This is a genomic window from Chromobacterium sp. FG22 (assembly GCF_057809415.1).
The window spans coordinates 1-19,015 of the sequence record NZ_JBMDJX010000053.1 but is presented as its reverse complement, the minus strand read 5'-3'; the positions used below and the strand labels follow the sequence as shown (position 1 = coordinate 19,015).

The 19,015-nt window shown below is 63.9% G+C and carries 17 protein-coding genes; 1 reads left to right on the top strand and 16 read right to left on the bottom strand.

All coding sequences use genetic code 11. From position 1 onward, the window contains the following. Positions 1-219 precede the first annotated feature (219 nt). The 8 genes from tssA to ACODSD_RS24405 form a co-directional block, all read right to left on the bottom strand. Complete coding sequence (gene tssA / locus ACODSD_RS24440; protein WP_488878575.1) at positions 220-1,311, bottom strand: type VI secretion system protein TssA; 1,092 nt, start codon at positions 1,309-1,311, stop codon at positions 220-222. 33 nt (positions 1,312-1,344) lie between these two features. Continuing rightward, on the bottom strand, positions 1,345-1,608 hold the full coding sequence (locus ACODSD_RS24435; protein ID WP_043641377.1) for a PAAR domain-containing protein: 264 nt from the start codon (positions 1,606-1,608) through the stop codon (positions 1,345-1,347). Next, positions 1,605-3,047 carry a hypothetical protein gene (locus ACODSD_RS24430; protein ID WP_488878574.1) on the bottom strand — a complete coding sequence of 481 codons (1,443 nt, stop codon included), beginning with the start codon at positions 3,045-3,047 and terminating at the stop codon, positions 1,605-1,607. Before ACODSD_RS24430 ends, ACODSD_RS24435 begins: the two co-directional genes overlap by 4 nt. A 12-nt stretch (positions 3,048-3,059) precedes the next feature. Then, positions 3,060-5,693, bottom strand: a complete 2,634-nt coding sequence (gene tssH, locus ACODSD_RS24425) for a type VI secretion system ATPase TssH (RefSeq protein WP_488878573.1) — start codon at positions 5,691-5,693, stop codon at positions 3,060-3,062. 47 nt (positions 5,694-5,740) lie between these two features. Next, positions 5,741-6,766 carry a type VI secretion system baseplate subunit TssG gene (tssG, locus tag ACODSD_RS24420; protein WP_107798035.1) on the bottom strand — a complete coding sequence of 342 codons (1,026 nt, stop codon included), beginning with the start codon at positions 6,764-6,766 and terminating at the stop codon, positions 5,741-5,743. After that, the gene (gene tssF / locus ACODSD_RS24415; protein WP_166453147.1) at positions 6,730-8,589 is read right to left on the bottom strand and encodes a type VI secretion system baseplate subunit TssF; all 1,860 of its coding nucleotides are present in this window, start codon (positions 8,587-8,589) and stop codon (positions 6,730-6,732) included. Before tssF ends, tssG begins: the two co-directional genes overlap by 37 nt. A 65-nt stretch (positions 8,590-8,654) precedes the next feature. Continuing rightward, the gene (locus tag ACODSD_RS24410; protein WP_488878572.1) at positions 8,655-9,953 is read right to left on the bottom strand and encodes a hypothetical protein; all 1,299 of its coding nucleotides are present in this window, start codon (positions 9,951-9,953) and stop codon (positions 8,655-8,657) included. Positions 9,954-10,106: 153 nt separating this feature from the next. After that, positions 10,107-11,846, bottom strand: coding sequence for a T6SS phospholipase effector Tle1-like catalytic domain-containing protein (locus ACODSD_RS24405; protein WP_488878571.1), 1,740 nt, complete (start codon positions 11,844-11,846; stop codon positions 10,107-10,109). On the opposite strand from ACODSD_RS24405, the gene ACODSD_RS24400 reads away from it, so the two are divergent. Next, entirely contained in the window at positions 11,796-12,083 is a 288-nt protein-coding gene (locus ACODSD_RS24400; RefSeq protein WP_488878570.1) for a hypothetical protein, read from the top strand. The two genes, ACODSD_RS24405 and ACODSD_RS24400, sit on opposite strands and share 51 nt — an antisense overlap. A 32-nt stretch (positions 12,084-12,115) precedes the next feature. Here the strand turns inward: ACODSD_RS24400 and ACODSD_RS24395 are convergent, their stop codons facing one another. The 8 genes from ACODSD_RS24395 to ACODSD_RS24360 form a co-directional block, all read right to left on the bottom strand. Beyond that, on the bottom strand, positions 12,116-12,760 hold the full coding sequence (locus ACODSD_RS24395; RefSeq protein WP_488878569.1) for a DUF3304 domain-containing protein: 645 nt from the start codon (positions 12,758-12,760) through the stop codon (positions 12,116-12,118). 165 nt (positions 12,761-12,925) lie between these two features. Continuing rightward, entirely contained in the window at positions 12,926-13,567 is a 642-nt protein-coding gene (locus tag ACODSD_RS24390) for a DUF3304 domain-containing protein (RefSeq protein ID WP_488878568.1), read from the bottom strand. Positions 13,568-13,728: 161 nt separating this feature from the next. After that, positions 13,729-14,373, bottom strand: a complete 645-nt coding sequence (locus tag ACODSD_RS24385; RefSeq protein WP_488878567.1) for a DUF3304 domain-containing protein — start codon at positions 14,371-14,373, stop codon at positions 13,729-13,731. Between the two features lie 62 nt (positions 14,374-14,435). Then, positions 14,436-15,110, bottom strand: coding sequence for a DUF3304 domain-containing protein (locus ACODSD_RS24380; protein ID WP_488878566.1), 675 nt, complete (start codon positions 15,108-15,110; stop codon positions 14,436-14,438). A 23-nt stretch (positions 15,111-15,133) separates the two neighbouring features. Continuing rightward, positions 15,134-15,802, bottom strand: coding sequence for a DUF3304 domain-containing protein (locus ACODSD_RS24375; protein ID WP_488878565.1), 669 nt, complete (start codon positions 15,800-15,802; stop codon positions 15,134-15,136). After that, entirely contained in the window at positions 15,799-16,254 is a 456-nt protein-coding gene (locus tag ACODSD_RS24370) for a hypothetical protein (RefSeq protein ID WP_488878564.1), read from the bottom strand. Before ACODSD_RS24370 ends, ACODSD_RS24375 begins: the two co-directional genes overlap by 4 nt. 24 nt (positions 16,255-16,278) lie before the next feature. Further along, positions 16,279-17,037 (bottom strand): DUF4123 domain-containing protein, encoded by a 759-nt coding sequence (locus tag ACODSD_RS24365; RefSeq protein ID WP_488878563.1) that lies wholly within the window; start codon positions 17,035-17,037, stop codon positions 16,279-16,281. Further along, the coding region (locus ACODSD_RS24360; protein ID WP_488878562.1) for a type VI secretion system Vgr family protein at positions 17,034-19,015 on the bottom strand (1,982 nt) is incomplete at its 5' end. The genes ACODSD_RS24365 and ACODSD_RS24360, both read right to left, overlap by 4 nt.

Genomic DNA, 19,015 nt, shown 5'->3' with positions numbered 1-19,015 from the left:
TTGTCTGCTGAGGAGGCGAACTATACGTCAGCCCCCTAAACCCGTCAACACCTTTTGCGAGAAAAACCTCAACAAAAGCGGACCCTGCAGGCCAAACCCTTGATGCGGCAAGCAATATCCGAAAGGGGTATTTGCCAACACCCCCTCCCTACCCCGCCGAACCATGAAAAACGGGCCGGCGCTTCGCCGGCCCGCACGGTTGCAGAGGCCTGAAACCGCTTAATCCTTTCTCACATCCAGCAGTTCTTGCAGCTGATTCAGCGTGGAATCGTCCTTGACCACGTGCAGCAGCCATTCTTCCAAGCTCATCTCGGCCCAGCGCGCTGCGCGTTCGGCCAATAAGGCCACCGGGCTATGCGGTTCGTTACTGCGGAAGTAACGGGCGACTTCGCTCAACATCTGCACCGCTTCCTGGCGGCTGCGGATCTGGCCGTTGAAGGCGACGGGCGCCGCCGAAGCGGCGGGGGTGGGCGCGCTATAGCTTTGGGTCACGGCTTTTCTTTCCACGGCGGGTTCGACGGGAGCCGGCGTAACGCCGGCCGGCGCGGTTTGTTGACGGTAGCGCAACACCAGATCCTGGCAGGCGTAGATGCCGTTGCGGATCTCCGCCAGGCTGGGCGCTTCGCCGCCGAAGCGCTGGTCCACTTGCTCGTCCAGCGCTTCATAGCGGCCCAGTGCCAGGACCAGCGCCTCAGCCTGGCTCTGGAACCAGGCGTGGCCGGACAGGTTGGCGCTCTTTTCGAACTCGTCGCCGGAGAGCTTGCCCTCGGCGATGGCCGCGGCCTTGGATTCGGCGTCTTTCAAGCCCAGATTTTCCACGTCGCGCGATTGCTGCCAGTCGTTCCAGCCGTAAGCGCCGAACTCCGGTTTCAGCAGCGGCACGTTGCGGATGGCCAGGCCCAGTTGCTGATTCAGCCACTCCAGCTTGCCGACGCGCTCGTCCAGATCGTGCGGGTCCAGTTCAGGATAGCCGCTGTCCCAGTATTGGCGCAGCCAGCCTTCCAGCGCGGCCAAGCCCAGGGTCAGCCCGGGAACGCCGTTGGCCTGGACCTGGGCTTCCGCGTACCAGGCCAGCAGTTGCAGGTCTTTGCTGTTCTGACTCAGCGCGTCTTCGCACAGGCGGATGACTTTGGGCCATTCCGCCGTTTTGAGCGTCTGTTCCCAATCGCCTTGGGACAGGCCCGGGTCGTCGCTGCGGCGGGCTTCGCGAATCTGGTCGAAAAGCGTGGAGTAAGCCAGGTCCTCCCCCGCCGGCCAGCCGCCGGGGATGGGGACCAGCAATTGCTGCACTGTTTGTTCGATGTTTTCCATGCTTTGTGGCTTCTATATATAGAGGTGTTGCGATCAGCCCTTGCCGACTTCCGGCATGGTGGAGATCAGCGAGGCGCCGCAGCTGACTTTATGGCCCTCCAGCGCCACCGGCTTGCCGCCGACCACCCAGCTGGGGTCGCCTTCCACGATGGTGCAGTTGACGTGCCCCTGCTGCGGGCAGGTGACGGCGTCGCCCAGGCAGGCGACCTGCTTGCCGAACAAGGTAGTGCTGGATGCGGCGCTGACGACTTTGCCGCCATGATCGGTGGGGTCGCCCAATCGGATCACGCGTTTCATGCTGTGGCCTCCTCGCGCGGCGGTCTGGCCATGGCCAGCGCCACATGATCGTTGCTGAATTGAGTAATGAGGGCCGGAGCGGCCAGGCGCGCGCTGTGGCTGACGGCGGCGGCGGCCAGCATGGCGTCGGCGGCGACGCCGACGTCGCCCCACTCCCGCGCCAGATTGCTGGCCTCGTCGATGGGGTGCAGCTCCACCGCGTGGCGGTTCAAGGCGCTGGCGATGGCGGCCAGGCGCACGCCGCCGGCGTCTACGTCGCCGCCGTTGTGCACCAGCCAGCCCAAGCTGGCCGCCTTATCGTTTTCCGGCTTGGCGTCCTCCGGGCTGAACGGGTAGTCCAGCAGCGCGGCGTTGACCAAGGCGTTGTCCAGCACCGGTTGCAGTTGCCGCGTCAGTTGCAAGGCGCGCTCCTGCGGCGCAGCGGCCGCGCTGGACTGGCCCAATTGGGCCAAGACCGGCAGCTCGGCCAGGCCGGCCTGATGACGGGCCGGCACCACGCCCCAACTGCCGCCCGCGCGGCTGAAGTCTTTTTCCCAATAAGGCTGATAAGGATCGGCGCCCTCGGCCACGGCGACGGGGCCCAAATCGGGCTCCGGCAATTGCTCGCGCAGGAACAGCATGACGGCGACGGCTAGGCCCGGCTTGCCCAGCCAGCGCAGACGTTCCGCCGTGGCGGGGTCGCTCTCGTCCAGCTCTTCGCCGCCCCGCGTCAGCAAGGGTGCGTCGGCGCCCAGCATGATCACGCCCGGCAGTTCCGGCTGTTGTTGCAGCAGCTGCCGCGCGCGGTCCGCCACCGTGCCGGTGCCGGCGCCCGCCAGGAAGCGCGCTTCCGGCGTCGGCCATTCGCCGTCGTCCAGCGTTTCGGCCATGGCGACCGTCTGCCATTCCTTGACCGCGGCGATCTGTTCGATGCCGGACAGGCTGGGCACCACTTCCATCACCAGCGGCAGCCAGGCCGCGCCGGGCGCGACGGCGTAGAGTTCCTGCAAGGCCTCGGTCACATGCGGCCGCAGTCCTTCCAGCGCCTCGTCGGCGTCAAGGTCGGCCGCGTCCAGGCAGGACCACAGACAGCCGTCCGGCGCTTCCGCCAGCCAGTCCGGCTCGCCATGGGCCGGCACGGCGCGCGCCCACAGCCAGCGGCAGTCCACCACGGCCTGGCGTTCGCGCAGCTCGGCCAGATGCCGTTCGCGCGCGGCCTCGCGCGCGGACTGGCGCTCGGCCTCGGCCGCGCTCTCTTGCTCGGCCTCTTCCTGCTTGGCGCGCTTTTCCTTCAGATAGCCCCATAGCTTGACGCCGGCGCTAAGCAACATCGGCGGCCCCAGGTGCAGCAGCAGAATGGCCGATGGACTGATGCGCTGCCAGCTTTGCGGCAACACCAGCCACAGCAGCCCCCACCAGGCGACGGTGCTGACTCCGAACAGGCCCAACATTTTCCACATGGACGCGTTTCCTCAGCTCAGCCGCACTTTGACCTGCTCGCCCTTGAGCGAGACGGCGATCTTCTTCACCGGGCGGCCGGAAGCCATGCGCGCCAGCAGGTCGCTGGAGATCTGCGCCAGCAGGGTGCGGGTCAGGATGGCGTCGGCGTTGCGCGCGCCGCTGTCCACGTCCAGGCAACGCGCCGCCATCTGTTCGGCCAGTTCCTCCGGGAACTCCACTTGCGCGCCGTGGTTGTCGGCGATGCGCTGGCGAATTTTGTTCAGTTTGAGGCCGACGATGGCGCGCAGCACTTCGTCGCTGATCGGCAGATAGGGCACGATGGTCAGGCGGCCGAGGAAGGCCGGCTTGAACACGCTTTGCAAGGTGGGCCGCAAAATCTCCACCAGGTCTTCCGGCGTCGGGTCGCGGGTTTCGCCCTCGACGGTGACGCCGTGCTCGCAGGCGCGCATCACCAGATCGGAGCCGGCGTTGGAGGTCAGCAGGATGATGGTGTTCTTGAAATCGACTTCGCGGCCTTCGCTGTCTTCCAGCAGGCCTTTGTCGAAGACTTGGAAGAACAGCTCCATCACATCCGGATGGGCTTTCTCCACCTCGTCCAGCAGCAGTACCGAGTAGGGCTTGCGCCGCACCGCCTCGGTCAACACCCCGCCCTCGCCGTAACCGACATAGCCCGGCGGCGAGCCCTTGAGGCCGGAGACGCTGTGCGCTTCCTGGTATTCCGACATATTGATGGTGATCAGATTGCGCTCGCCGCCGTACAAGGCCTCGGCCAACGCCAGCGCGGTTTCGGTCTTGCCCACGCCGGACGGCCCCACCAGCAAGAACACGCCCTTGGGCTTGCCCGGGTCTTCCAGATTGGCCTTGGCGATCTGCACCCGCTCGGCGATCTGCTCCAAAGCGTGATCCTGGCCGATGACGCGCGCGCCCAGCAGCGAGGCCAGCTTCTGCACCTGCTCCAGCTCATTGCTGACCATGCGGCCCAGCGGGATGCCGGTCCAGCCGGAAATCACGTCGGCGATCACGCTCTCGTCCACGCACTCGAAGGCCAGCGGCTGGTGCTTCTGCAATTCGCGCAGCGCCTTGCGCTTGGTTTGCAACGGGCTGAGCTTCTTGCCCTTGGCCGGCTTGGCCTCGGTTTGTCGCTGTTTGAGCTCGTCGATTTCCGCCACCAGCTTTTGCTGTTCGTCCCAGGCGGCGTGCAGTTTCTCCAGGTCCGCCTGCAGTTCGGCGCGCTGGGCTTCCAGCTCCGCGATGCGTTCGGCGTGGCCTTCTTCGCGCTGCAGCGCGGCCACTTCGCGGTCGATATTGTCTATCAGCACCGACACGTCTTCGATCGGCCCCGGCTTGCCGGCGCGCGACAGCGCGACGCGGGCGCAAGCGGTGTCGAGCACGCTGATGGCCTTGTCCGGCAGCTGGCGGCCGGCGATGTAGCGGCTGGACAGATGCACGGCGGCGGCCACCGCCTCGTTGAGGATTTCCACCTTGTGGTGCTCGGCCATCGCCGGGGTCAGGCCGCGCACCATCTGCACGGCGATTTCCGGTGCCGGCTCTTCCACCTTCACCACCTGGAAGCGGCGTGCCAGCGCGGCGTCTTTTTCAAAGTACTTTTTATACTCGGCCCAGGTGGTGGCGGCGATGGTGCGCAGCTCGCCGCGCGCCAGCGCCGGTTTCAACAGGTTGGCCGCGTCGTTCTGGCCAGCCGCGCCGCCGGCGCCGATCAAGGTGTGGGCTTCGTCGATGAACAGGATGATGGGCACCGGGCTGGCCTTGACCTCGTCTATCACCTGGCGCAGGCGGTTTTCGAACTCGCCCTTGACGCTGGCGCCGGCCTGCAACAGGCCCAGGTCCAGGGTGCGCAGGGTGACGCCGGCCAGCACCGGCGGCACTTCGCCGTGCACGATCTTGCGCGCCAGGCCTTCCACCACCGCGGTCTTGCCCACGCCCGGCTCGCCGGTGAGGATGGGGTTGTTCTGCCGGCGACGCATCAGGATGTCTATCATCTGACGGATTTCAACGTCGCGTCCCAGGATGGGATCGATCTTGCCGGCCTTGGCCTGAGCGGTCAGGTCTATCGTGTATTTGTCCAGCGCCGGGCTGCCGCGCTTGCCGGCCGCGGGCGCGGCCATCGTCGGCTCCGCGCCGGCTTCGGCGGCCGGCGCGTTGGCCGAGGCCTCGCTGCCGTGCTGACGCAAGGCGGCGTAAGCGCCCTGCAGGCGGCCGGCGTCCTGGCGCGCCAGCGCGGCGGAGCCGGACTGCAACGCGCCGCGCAGCGCCTCGTCCTGCCACAGCGCCAGCAGCAGGTCCAGGGTGGACACATCGTCCTGCCCCTGTTCCGCGCTGGCCAGCAGCCAGGCTTTTTCCAGCCACTTGGGCAGCCAGCCGGACAGCACCGGGTTGCGGGTATTGCCGCTGCGGAACGCGTCCAGCGCGGCTTCCAGCTCGCGCTCGATGCGCGGCAGGTCCGCGCCCAGCGCGTGCAGCGCCGCCAGCGCGGCGTTGTTGTCCTGGTCGAACATCGCCAGCAGCGCGTGTTCGATCTCGATTTCAAAATGCGTGCGCGCCAGCGCGCGGCTGGCCGCCTGTTCAATCGCCTGGCGGGCGGTGGGGGTCAGCCTGTCGATCAGGGCTTTCAGGGATACGGACATATCGTTCCAATACGCTCAAAATGAAAAGTCGATTCCGCTCGCGCCGCTCAATGCAGCAGCGCGTAGCGCATGTCTTCAGGATCTTGCTTCTGCGGGCCCAGCCAGCAATTGCCGCCCAGGCGCAGGTCCGCCGGGCCGCCCAGCTGCGCCGCCGGCACGTCGCGCTTGTCCAGCACCAGGCTGACGTCGGCCGCCAGATTATGGCCGACGGCGAATTGCAGCAGCGCCTGCAAGGCCTGCGCGCCGGGGCCGCCGGGCAGCAGGGCTTCGAACTGGGCGCGGCGCATGCTGCCCAAGCGCAGCTGCAGCTTGGTCTGACGGTCCCAAACCCGGGCGCCGGCGAACAAGGACACGCCCAGCTCGCTCTCGCTGTCGCCCAGCCGGCTTTGCTCCGCCGCCGGCACCTGCATCCACTGGCCGATGAATTGCTCCAATGCGGCGTCCACGCCGAAAAAGCCCTGGATCAGCGTTTCCAGCGCCTGCGCCGACAAGGGCTTCTGGCTGAGCAGGCCGGCGTAATAGATGAACAGGTTTTCGTCCAGGCTCGCGTCCGGCCCCATCTGCTTGCGCAACTGGGACAGGCCCAGGCCGCCCAGGTCCAGCAGATTGCGGGTGAAACCGTCGCGCTCGCCGGCCTCCACTTCCAGCCAATAGCGGTATTTGCGCCAGGCGCCGAAGAACAAGGCGGTGGCGCGGTGGCTGAAGATGTCCAGGAAGGCGTGCAGCGATCCGTCCTTGTACTGCTGGCGGCGCTCCAGCAGCAGCTCGGTATAACTGGTGGGCAAGGCGCCGCTGGGCCCGGTCAGCCCGATGAAGCTGACCGTCATCTCGTCGGTGGCGTCCAGCTGCTCCGGCTCCTTGGCCGGCTGATAACGACACAGCTCGCTGGGCGGGAAGGACAGCGAGGCCAGCGAGCGGAAACGCAAGCTGGCCGGCAGCCGGCCGCGGCGCTCGCCGCGCTTGCGCGCGGACAGGCCCAGGATGCGCACCGCCTGGAAAAAACCGAACTGGCTAGCGTCGCGCGCCAGCTCCAGTTTCAGATCACGAGGGCTTCGCCGGCTCGGGCTGGCCATGAGGCTACCTCCTCGTCTTGTTGAACCGCATGCACCCGCAGGCGGGTGAAACTATTGGGCGCGCAATACAGCGCGAAGAAACGCTCCAGCACCGCGGCGAACAGATAAACGCTGCCGCCGACATAGTAATCCGGGTCCAGCGTCAGGCGGATTTCGCTGCCGCGGACAAAGCCGCTGAAATCGCGGCCGGACACGCGGGTCACCGCCGGCTGGCTTTCTATCCCCACCACGCCCTGGATCTGGCGCACGTTCACCGGGGAATCGGTCAGGTTGTACAAGGCCAGCATTTCCTGCAAGGCGGCGCAGCCGGAATCCACGATGGACATGTAGTTAAGCGACAGATGCGACACCAGCCGCCACTGCACCGCGCGCCCCAGCGGGCAACGCTGGCTGGCGCTGGGCTTGCGCAACAGGCGCACGCGCTTGACCACGGAATGGCCCGGCAGCGAGAAATCCGTCCGCTGGGTGGACTGGCTGCCGCCAAAGGGAATCTGCTCCGGCAGATCGCGGTTGCTGCACAGCAGCTCCAGGCTCAGCACCTCGGTGGCCGGCCGCACCGCGTTGAACTCCAGGTCCGCCAGGTGCAGCTCCAGATCCGTGCCCTTGTCGCTCTGGCGCGGCGAGGGCTCCCGGCTGGCGTGCCAATAAAAGCGCGGCGTCTTTTTTTCGCTGCCGTGGCGTATCGCGTAGAAGGACGGCACTTCCTCGCTGCTTTCGCCGTCGCCGGATTTCTCCACCCGCACCACGCGCTTGATCTGGATCGCCTCGTAAGCCTGCTGCTTGCGCGCGTCCACCAGCACCGGGTAACTGGCTTTCTGGTGGGTGACGCGGATGGGCTCGCCCGGCTGGGTGAACAGGTTGACGATGGGCGTGCAGCCCAGCTTCATGTGCTGGGCCTGCAACTGGGTCTGCAGCCGGTTGTGACGCTCGCTGTCCGGGTATTCGTCCAGCAAGATCCGCAGCACCAGCTTGTCGCCGTCCAGCCGCGCCACCGCCTTGTCCAAGCGCAGCAGATCGACGAAGAGGAATTTGTCCGGATAGCAGAAGTATTCGGTCAGCAGCCGATAGCCCATGAAGGAGCGTTCGTCGTAGTCCAGCAGACCTTCCTCGCGGCCGAAACCCACCGCCCGCAGACTGTCCGCCGGCAGCTTGCGCGTGCGGGCCGGGTCTTCGCTGCCGTCGCCCACGCTGACGCTCAGGACATTGGACAGCAGCATTTCGTACAGCAGATGCATCAGCGCCGGCTCGCCGTCCAGGAAGAAGCGCAGCGATTGCAGGCCGATGGCGTTGAGCGCCAGGCCGCCGTGAGTATGGAACTCCATCGTCAGCACCGCCGCCGCGTCCGGCGCCAGCTGGCGCAGATAGGGCGAGCCGCTGGTCAGCTCCAGCTTGGCCTCGGTCAGCGACAGCGGATACAGGTCCACTGGATAGGCGCTGCGGAATTTGCACACCACGCCCTGCATCGCCGGCGCGTGCACCGGCTGGCCGCGCTCCACCCGGTAGCGCTTGGCGATTTCCGGCCGCTGCGGATCGCATTCGAACTGCACGATGGTGGCGGAGGGAATCGGCTGCAGATAATGCGGGTAGAGCACATTGAGGAAGCTGGCCGCCACCTCCGGATATTCGTCGTCCAGCTTCTTGTGGATGCGCGCGGCCAGGAAGGCGAAGGACTCGATCAGCCGCTCGGTGTGCGGGTCTTCGCACTGGTCGCCTTCCATTTGCAAACGGCCGGCGATCTTGGGATAGCGGCGCGCGAACTCGCCGGACAGCTGGCGCAGGTGTCCGAGTTCGCGTTCGTAATACGGCAATAAGGATTCAAGCATTAAGGCTCACGTCACATCTATTGTTGTCCGGTTGCGCCGGCGGGCTGGCCGCCGGCGGGAAACCGCTACTTCTTGGTTTTGAAATACTTTTCCAGGTCATGGTTCAGCGGCTCGCGCAGCAGCAAACCGCCATCCTCGCCCAGGCCGAAGATCAAGGAGGGAATCGCCGGCCGGCTCAGCCCCAGGTCGTCGACGGCGATGGCCAGCAGGCGGTCCGCGCGGCGCGCGGCCGGCACCTCCAGCCAGGTCCAGGCGTCGGCGCTGCCCTGACGCCGCAAGGCCACGCGGGTCCAGTCGTCGGCCTTGCCGTCCCAATCCAGGATCGCATCGCCGCTGGCCTGGCTGACCGCCTGTCCCAGCGTTTTACCCGCCGCCTCGAAGCGGACCTCGATGCCGGCCGCCCCGCCCACGCGCGGCTGGCCGACGATGGCGATCAATTGCCGCGCCGTGGCCGGCTGACGCACATTCATTTCCGCATCCGACATCAGGCGGTACTTGGGCGCCTGAGCAGGCAATTGCGCCTCCACCGTCACCAGGCCGTTGCTCACCCGCCAACGGCCCTCCAGATAATAAGCGCGGCTGGCCAACAAGGACCAGGAAGCCTGGCCGTCGGCCTGCAAAGCCAGCTCGGACTCCGTCCGGCTCTCCATCCGGTAATGCCCGGCCAATTGCGCCGCCGTCAGCGGACGGTCCAATTTGCGGTAGCGCAACACGGAGCGCACCGGAATCTCAGGGGCCGGCTTGGGCATCGTCAAGCCGCCGTCCGCCTGGATCTCCAGCTCCGCCTGGCGGAACAGGGGCTGCACCGCGTCGGCGTTGCTCAGCTCGAAACCGGCCGCCCGCTCCGTCCTGCCGGCGGCGTCCACCTCGAACCACTGCCAAGCTTGCCCGGAGCCGGCCAGGCGCAGGCCCACCTTGCGCCACGCTCCCCATGCCTTAGGCTGCCAGGCGATCAGATAGCCCGGCGTCCGGGTAGCCTCGGCCTCCACTTGCCGGCCTTGATCGTCTTCCAGCAGGGCCTCCGTTCCCGCCACGCCCATGCGGCCGGCCGCCAGCACCGCCACCGTCATCATCGCCTCGTCGTAGCGGTCCGCGGCCATGAAGCGGCCGGAGGCATAGGGCAATTGCCGGTAGGCCGGCGCTTCGCCGCCTGCCGCCGCGCGCAGGACGATCTGTCCCCGCCCGCGCGTCCAATCGCCGCGCACCGTGCGCGCGCCGCTGCCCTTGATGAACCATTCAAACTGACCCGAAGGCAGCAGAACCAGGCTGCTGGGCAACCAGTCCTCGTCGGCCGGCACATAGGTGCCGGCCGCCTTGTCCGGCGCGGCGGCCTGCGCCGGCGCGCAGAGGCAGCCCAAAAGCAAAGCGGCGCAAACTCTATGTATGGTTTTGCCAGACCTACGGACCACTCTTTCCTCCCGCATCCCATTTCCCATCGCTTTTATCCAAATATTCAACACAGCCGCGCCCAACTATTACTCCTAGCCCCTATTCAGCTCAACCGCGCGCTCACAGGATCACGCCATCATCACATCAGGCTGTTGCGCGTCGCGGTTGCGCAAACGGGTCAACAGCACATTGTCGGCGCCGGCATAGACCTTGCGGTAGCGCAGGTAGCCGGCGCCCACCAGGAAAGGCTCCTGCCCCGTGGTCACCCGCACCGGCACTTGTTCCATGTGGCCGGACTCCTGGTAGAGCTTGACCCAGCCCCTTTCCTCCTCGGTCAGGGACTCCTGGTTGCGGCTGCTCATCTTCTTCAGCTCCGCCTGGATTTCCGGCGTTTCCTTGCCGGTCAGACGGAACCAGGCGTAGGAATCATGCACATAGTCGGTAAACAAGCGGCTGGCCGCCGCCGGCAAGTATTTGCCGCCCTCGCCCTTTTCCAATTCCGGCCAGATTTCCTTCAATTCCGCCCAATCCTTGACCACTTTCGGGTCCCAGGTGGGCGGGTAGTAATTCCGCGTCGCGCCCCGTCCCATCTGCACCTTCTCCTCGCGCATCCAACGCCGGAAGTATTCCAGATGCTCGGCCATCTTCTGATTGCCACCCACCAGATCGTTGACGTCGCCGTTGTTGATGCCCTTCAGATTGGGGAAATGCTGGGTCAGCGAGGCATGATCCAGCTTGTCCGCCCAAGTCAGCCGCCAAGCGATGTAAGGCCAATACATATCGCGCAACAAGTCCTTGTACTTGCCTTCCTTGCGCGGTATGGCGGCGAGGAAATCATTGAAGGCCGTGATCAATTTCGGGTCCACCAGCATCCGGTACTGCACCGCCGCCGGCATCTTCTCCGCCTTCAGCGGCACCCCGGCCAGCCGCGCCTTGCGATACATCACCGCCAAGGCGATGCGCGACAGCTTGTCCGAACCCTTGGGGTCCTTGCCGCGCCCCTGCTCCAGAGGCAAATAACCGCCGCCGACATCGGAATGCACACCGGGAAACATGATCTCCTCGGCATTGCCCGGCAGGCCGCCCTGGGTTTCGATGGAATCCAGCGGAAAGCTGCGGCGGATCTCATGCGCGGAAACCAGGTGCACGCAACGCATGCCCATGGGCACCCGCAGCGACTGCTCGGCGTCGGCCCATTCCGCGTGGCCGTCGAACAACAGCGTGGAGGACGCCAGGCCCACCGAGGCCACGGTGTCGAACAGGCCCAGAAAGTCGAAATGCACCGGGATGCCGCCCAGGGTTTTCTGGCCGCTGTTGCCGGTCATCTCGGCATCCAGCTCGCACATGCGCTGCATCCAGTTGCTGAACGAGCGCGCCTTGGTCGCCCCGCGCGAGAAACCAAACACCGATAGGTAAATGCCGCTGATGCGGCCCTTGTCCATGCTGGCCACCTTGCCGTCCGGGCCGGGCAGATAGGGCTTGATCGCCTCCTGCAAGTCTTGCAAGACCATGCGCAACTCGTCGAAGGTGCTCCGCCGGCCGGTACGCATATCACGCTCGCTGATCCAGCCGCCGTTTTTCAGGTTCCAGCCGGTCACCACCATCCGCTTGCTCAGCTTCAATATTTTCTCGTCCGGCACCAGGGCGCTGCCCTTGAAATAACGGTGCACATTGTTGACGGCCTGCATCAGGCCCCAGACGATGCGTTCGTGACCATACAAGGCCATCGCCGCGCCCATAGACGCGTCGCGGCCCTTGCCGCTGTCCTTCACGCTGGAGAAGGGCGTGCCCACCCCCGGCACATAGACCTTGAAGAAATGCGGGTAGTCCTGCTCCACGTCCTCCCACTGCGGATCATTCGAGATCACGCCCTTGACGCCAAGGCCGGGGTAACAATCATACAGGCGGGCGACGTTGGAAAAGCCGTCGTTGTCCTGGCACAGATTGTAATTATTGCGCGTGCCGTCAAAGAAGAAGCCAAAGAACAAATTGCCGTCGCAGCTGGCGGCTGGGTTTTTGATGGGGGGGAGTTCTCTTTTTTCCCACTTTCTCAAAACCACTTCATCGTCAGCATTGAAAAATTCTTTCCTATTGCACGGATCTGAGTCTTTATCAATCAACTTATCACTGATTTTTGTCATGGTTTCCTAAGCTCCATCTGACGGATTTCAGCTTTTATATCATCAATTGTTTCTTTATATTTTTGGGCTTTCTCAGGGCTTTCTTTCGATGCCACCTCTAATTTATCCAATGATCCTTTGAGGATATCGAGATCCCTTCTCCATATCTTCCGCCGAAACTCTAGCGAAGGCCTAGGCCACCCCCTCACCGCCCCCGGCCAATTCGCATTGGGCGGATCATAGCGGCTGACCACCGCCGCCAGCTTGCCGCCGTCCAGAATCTGCACCCACAGCGTTGCCGGCTCCTCGTAACGCGGAACATCCAGCTCATGCGTCTGCAGCGGGATCTTTTCGTGCGCCCATTCCTGATAGGTCTTGGCCTTGGTGCCCAGCCGGGTCTTCACCACCACCTTCAGCCCCGGACGCCATTGCGTCGGCAAGGACACGCAGCACATGGTGCCGCTGCCCGCATAGGCCGCCACCCTCTCCATCGCCTCCAGTTGCTCCGGATCGTCGGCGCGGGCAATCCCCACCACGTCGTAATCCTCATCGGTGTAATTGACCGCGGTCAGCGACACGCCGATCTTGTTCGATCCCATCGCCGCGCAGCCGCTGGAGGCCAGCACGACGAGAACCAATAAAACCCGGCCTAGCAAACTCATATCTTCCTCTCCATGCACATGCCGCGAATACAACGCATTGCCCTTCAAAAAAAACTCAAAACAGAATCATATTGCAATGGCAATCCTAGCGAATACGGAGAAAAACCATATGATCTCCCCTTCGACTACCCACGAAGCCCCAAGAACCATAAACGCAATGAAATATCATGGTCTTGACCCCATAAGCTTCACTTGCTCTTTTGCCCATTTTGCCGCCTCGGTAAACTCCACCTCTTCTCTAGGATTCTGTCTCGCGGCGTCTTCAAATCGTTTAGCTCTTCGCAAATATTCTGCGGAATCCCTATCCCATCTCATTCTTCGATATTCTAGAGAAGGCCTAGGCCAGCCCTTCACCGCCCCCGGCCAATTCGCATGGGGCGGATCATAGCGGCTGACCACCGCCGCCAGCTTGCCGCCGTCCAGAATCTGCACCCACAGCGTTGCCGGCTCCTCATAGCGCGGCACTTCCAGCTCATGCGTCTGCAGCGGAATCTTTTCGTGCGCCCATTCCTGATAGGTCTTGGCCTTGGTGCCCAGCCGGGTCTTCACCACCACCTTCAGCCCCGGACGCCATGGCATCGGCAAGGACACGCAGCACATGGTGCCGCTGCCCGCATAGGCCGCCACCCGCTCCATCGCCTCCAGTTGCTCCGGATCGTCGGCGCGAGCAACGCCCACCACGTCGTAATCCTCGTCGGTGTAATTGACCGCGCTCAGCGACACGCCGGTCTTGTCCGATCCCATCGCCGCGCAGCCGCTGGAGGCCAGCACGACGAGAACCAATAAAGCCCGGCCTAGCAAACTCATATCATTTTCTCCACAGCAGTACTGCAGATACCTCTCGCACAGCCTCTTAAAATGAAATCCTTATCCCCAGCAAAAACGCCATCGACAGCTCAAGCCATGATGAACCGATCTTTAGCCAAGCCTCAAAAACTTAAACCAGTCAACATTATTTTAAATGGCATCTATGGCTTGTTTTTTTCCATCTTTTGGATTTTATTTTTCAAATATTCTATGTTTTCTCTAAACTCTGTTTCTTTTGTTGGATCGTGCTCAATAGCACCTTCAAGAGACCTCAAGTCACCAAGCAAGATGGCATAATCCCGTGCCCATATTCTCTTCTTAAAGCCCTGCGAAGGCCTAGGCCATCCCTTCACCTCTCCCGGCCAATTCGCATGGGGCGGATCATAGCGGCTGACCACCGCCGCCAGCTTGCCGCCGTCCAGAATCTGCACCCACAGCGTTGCCGGCTCCTCGTAGCGCGGTACATCCAGCTCATGCGTCTGCAGCGGAATCTTCTCGTACGCCCATTCCTGATAGGTCTTGGCCTTGGTGCCCAGCCGGGTCTTCACCACCACCTTCAGCCCCGGACGCCATTGCGTCGGCAAGGACACGCAGCACATGGCGCCGCTGCCCGCATAGGCCGCCACTCGCTCCATCGCCTCCAGTTGCTCCGTATCATCGGCGCGGGCAATGCCCACCACGTCGTAATCCTCGTCGGTGTAATTGACCGCGCTCAGCGACACGCCGATCTTGTCCGATCCCAGCGCCGCGCAGCCGCTGGAGGCCAGCACGACGAGAACCAATAAAGCCCGGCCTAGCAAACTCATATCATTCTCTCCATGCCCAGACTTCCACTACAAACCGGACATATTGAAAGATGCCAAACTTTTCATGGCCTAGTGCCCAGTAACTTCAACTCAAATAAAACTGAGTTAATCGCTTTTTGATAGCTTTCCTTTTCCTTGTAATCTGTCTCACGATCCTTCGCATTAACCATTTTCGCTAGCTGCTTTTGAAGTAATAGATTATCCCTATCCCACAACTTACGACGATGCTCTATCGAGGCTCTCGGCCATCCCTTCACCTCTCCCGGCCAATTCGCATGGGGCGGATCATAGCGGCTGACCACCGCCGCCAGCTTGCCGCCGTCCAGAATCTGCACCCACAGCGTTGCCGGCTCCTCGTAGCGCGGTACATCCAGCTCATGCGTCCGCAGCGGGATCTTTTCGTACGCCCATTCCTGATAGGTCTTGGCCTTGGTGCCCAGCCGAGTCTTCACCACCACCTTCAGCCCCGGACGCCATTGCGTCGGCAAGGACACGCAACACATGGCGCCGCTGCCCGCATAGGCCGCCACCCGCTCCATCGCCTCCAGTTGTTCCGGATCATCGGCGCGGGCAATGCCCACCACGTCGTAATCCTCATCGGTGTAATTGACCGCGGTCAGCGACACGCCGATCTTGTCCGATCCCAGCGCCGCGCAGCCGCTCAGAAGCAAGATAATGAAAAAGGGTAAAAACCATCTACCAATACCCTGAGAACCATCCTCATGGCTCGAACTCACATTAAGAATGCCCGTAAGCTTTCTCACTTCAGCCTATTCTCAAGCTTTAGTATGCTTTTTTTAATATCCGAAATGGCCCAATCCATATTTTTTTTCTGCTCAACACTTAATCCAGGTTTTTTTGATGCATTCTCCATTACAGCCAATAATTCTTTCTCGCGATTCAACTCCAAAATCAATTTTTTATTTTGATACGCAGCACTTGGCCTAGGCCAGCCCTTCACCGCCCCCGGCCAATTCGCATGGGGCGGATCATAGCGGCTGACCACCGCCGCCAGCTTGCCGCCGTCCAGAATCTGCACCCACAGCGTTGCCGGCTCCTCGTAGCGCGGTACATCCAGCTCATGCGTCCGCAGCGGGATCTTTTCGTACGCCCATTCCTGATAGGTCTTGGCCTTGGTCCCCAGCCGCGTCTTCACCACCACCTTCAGCCCCGGACGCCATTGCGTCGGCAAGGACACGCAGCACATGGCGCCGCTGCCCGCATAGGCCGCCACCCGCTCCATCGCCTCCAGTTGTTCCGGATCGTCGGCGCGGGCAATCCCCACCACGTCGTAATCCTCATCGGTGTAATTGACCGCGGTCAGCGACACGCCAGTCTTGGCCGGCCCCAGCGCCGCGCAGCCGCTCAGCGCGGCGCTCAGCAGCAGGCCGGCGACCAGGCGGAGGCGCGGGGCAAGGTAGCCGATCATGGCGTGGCCGGTTTCTTCTCCAGCTCCAGGTCCATGCCCGCCGCCGGCATCAGAAACAGATACTCGCCGCGCAGCTGATGGCGGCGGCCATTGCCCGCTTCCAGCACGCTGCCCTTGGGCAGACGGAGCAAGGCCATGCCCTCGGCGACCAGCGCTTGCGACTTCACGCCCTTGGCGTCTCCGCCCAGCCAATCGCGCAAGGCCTGGCCGCTGGTTTCCAACTTGGCCGGCACCGGCTCGCTCCAGCCCAGTTGAGCCGACACCAGGCCATAGTCCTTGCCCAGCTTGACCACGGTCAGCAGCGCGGCGGGTTCGCCGTTGTCGTCGTACACTTGCTGCATCCGTTCATTGGGCAGCAGCGCATAGCTGCCCAGCCAGTCGTCGGCCTGGGCCAGCGCCGGGCAAAGCAGGGCCAGCAGCAGCGCGCCGCCTTGCAGAAACTTACCAGCCATCAGCATCTCCTTTTCCTATCGAAATCAAGCCGGCGCCCGCAGCGCGTCCATGCAGTGCTCGAAGCGTTGATCCGGCTCTTCCTGTCCTTCCAGGTCCGCCTGCGACAAGGCCCGCTCCACCGCCGGGTAACAGTCCGCCAGCACCTCGGGGGTGATGTAGCGGTGAAAATGCATCTGGTACAAGGTTTCATCCGCTTCGCCAGCGCGGATCAAGGCCAGGGTCTGGGCTTGGTCCAACACCACCTTGTCCGCCGGCGGCAATGCGCGCGTCGGCAACGGCAGGCTATGCCAGCCGCCCGCGCGCGCCGGCAGCAGGCACAAGCTGGCCGGACCGAAGAATTGCCCGCGCTGTTCCGCGTCCTGCACCGCCACGATGTCAGGCAAGCGGCGGGTATCCGGGTAGCGCAGATTGAAATGCAGGTCGTCGGCTTTCACCACGCACCACGGCAGTAGACGCTGCGCGAGTTCGGACAGGCTTTCCGGGCTGAGCCACACGCTGAGCATCGGCATGCCGTCGCAAAACGTCAGCAAGCGCCGCAGCGGCTCGGGGAAGGCCGGGTCGAACTGCGCCAGCAGGGGCGAGGCCGCCATCAGCTCCTTGCCGCCGTCGTCGCTCTGGGTGAACACGCTGAGCCAGGGCAGCCCGCTGGCGCGCAGCCGCCGCAATAGATCCGGGTTCTGCGCGCCGTCCAGCAGCAGATAACTGTTGTGCTCCGGCATCTCCGCCACGGCAGCCAAACGCCGCTCCAGCTCCGCCCAATCGAAAGAATGAATGTATTTCATCGCTGTACCTGGCTGAAGGCGGAGCCGGCCTTGGCGCTGCGCAGCAAACACTCCACGCAGACTTCCTTGGGAAACAAGGGGAACGGCGGACTCATGCTGGCCGGCCCGCTCCAGTCATGGCGCCCGCCCTTGAAGCTGACGGTGCCCGGCGCGTGCAGCTCGATCTTGCCGTCCTTGATCCGCACATAAGCGCCGCCGCTGGTCAGCAGAATCTCCTTCTTGCCGTTCCACAGCTGCTGGCCCTTGATGGCGGTGATCTTGACGTCCTGGTCGCCGGTCACTTCGATGCTGTCGCTCTGCGCTTGAAGCTGCACCTTGCCCTTGGCCGCGATCAGCTTCAGCGCGATCTGGTCCTTGACCCCGGCGACGAACAGGCTGATGTGTTGGCCCACATTGTGCAGCCAGCGCCGGCCGCTGGTCTGGTTAGTGTCGCGCTGCGCCACCAGGTCCAGGTTGGTGCCGGCGGCCACGGTCTGGCTTTGCTGGCTCAGGCTGGCGATGCCGGCCGGGGCGGACAGAATAATCAGCGGTTGTTGACCGGCTTGGTCCTTGGCGGTTTTGCCGTCCTTGTCGGTGTTGCTGCCGGCTTCCCAGGCTTTCAAGGCGGCGGCCTGGTGTTGCAGATGGCCTTCGGTTTTCTTGGCGGCCTTGGCGTTGTCTGGGCCGATTTCCTCCGGCCCGGTTTCCATGGTGTCCGCCTGCTGGCCGCTGGCGGTGTCGCCCAGGCTTTGGCTCAGGGCCAAGGCCGCGTCCAGCTGGCTTTGCGCCTGTTCGCGCGCCAGCTGTTTGCCGGACGCGCCGTTCTGCGCTTCGGTGCTCAGCAGCAGGCCGTGACCGGCGCGGATGGCGCCGTGATTGTCGGTGCGCAGTTCGAAGCCGTCGCCGCGCGGCTCGGCCTTGCCGTTGCTGCGCGGCTGGGTGAGGAAGCCTTGGTTGAGCTGGGTTTTGCCCGGCTCGCTCGACAGTTTGGCGCGGACTTCGCCCGGGGTGTCGTCGAACAGCAGTTCGTTGTACTGGCCGCCCTGGTGTTCTTTGGATTTGATGCCGGACAGGGTCTTGTTGGCCGGCAAGGTGCCCGCGCCGCTGAAGTCCGGCGTCGGGTGGCTGCCGTTGTAGAGCACGCCGGTGATCACCGGGCGGTCGATATCGCCTTCGATGAAGTCGACCAAGACTTCCTGACCGATGCGCGGGATGAATTGGTGGCCCCAGCCGGCGCCGGCGCTGGGCATGACCACCCGCAGCCAGCAGGAGGATTTGTCGTCGAGGTTAGCGCCTATGCTCGGATGTTCTTCCGGCCGCTGCCAGTGGAATTGCACCTTGATGCGGCCGTGCTGGTCGGTGTGCACCTCTTCACCCTGGGGACCGACCACGGTCGCGGTCTGCACGCCGCGAGACTTGGGCTTGGCCAGTTCGGTATGAGCGTAGGCCGGGGTCAGCGGCACGCCGCGGCGTTGGGCGTCGAAGTCGGCGCGGAAGGGTTGGGCGTCCTCGGCTTTTGCCAGCGCTTTGAGGTCGGCCGGCAGGTTGTTGCGCGCGCTTAAGGCTTGGCGGGTAACGACGAATTCGCGCTGTTCGCTGCTGTCGCCGTCGTGGGCCGGATGGTCGTCCAGGCGGAACCATTGGCCGGCGGCCAGGCCGCGCACCGAACCGCCGCCGCTGAATTGCTTGGCGTTCAGGTCATGCGCTTGCTGGCGCAGCTGGGCGTAATGGCTGAGTTGGTCGGCGTCGCCGGCGTAGTACAGCGATTGCGGGTCGTAATCGTGCAAGGAGGATTGCAGCGCCTTGCCGTTCTGGCCCTGGTCGATGCGGCTGTCGTCGCCGCTGTGCTGGGTCTGCACCGGCTGATAATCGAAGCTGGCCAGCGCCACCGCGCCGGGCACAATCTGGCGTTGGGCGTTCCACTCGGTCAGGCCGTCCTCGGCTTCGGTGGCGTCGCTGCGGTGGAAACGCACCCGCTCGACGCCGGCCGGCGGCAGGC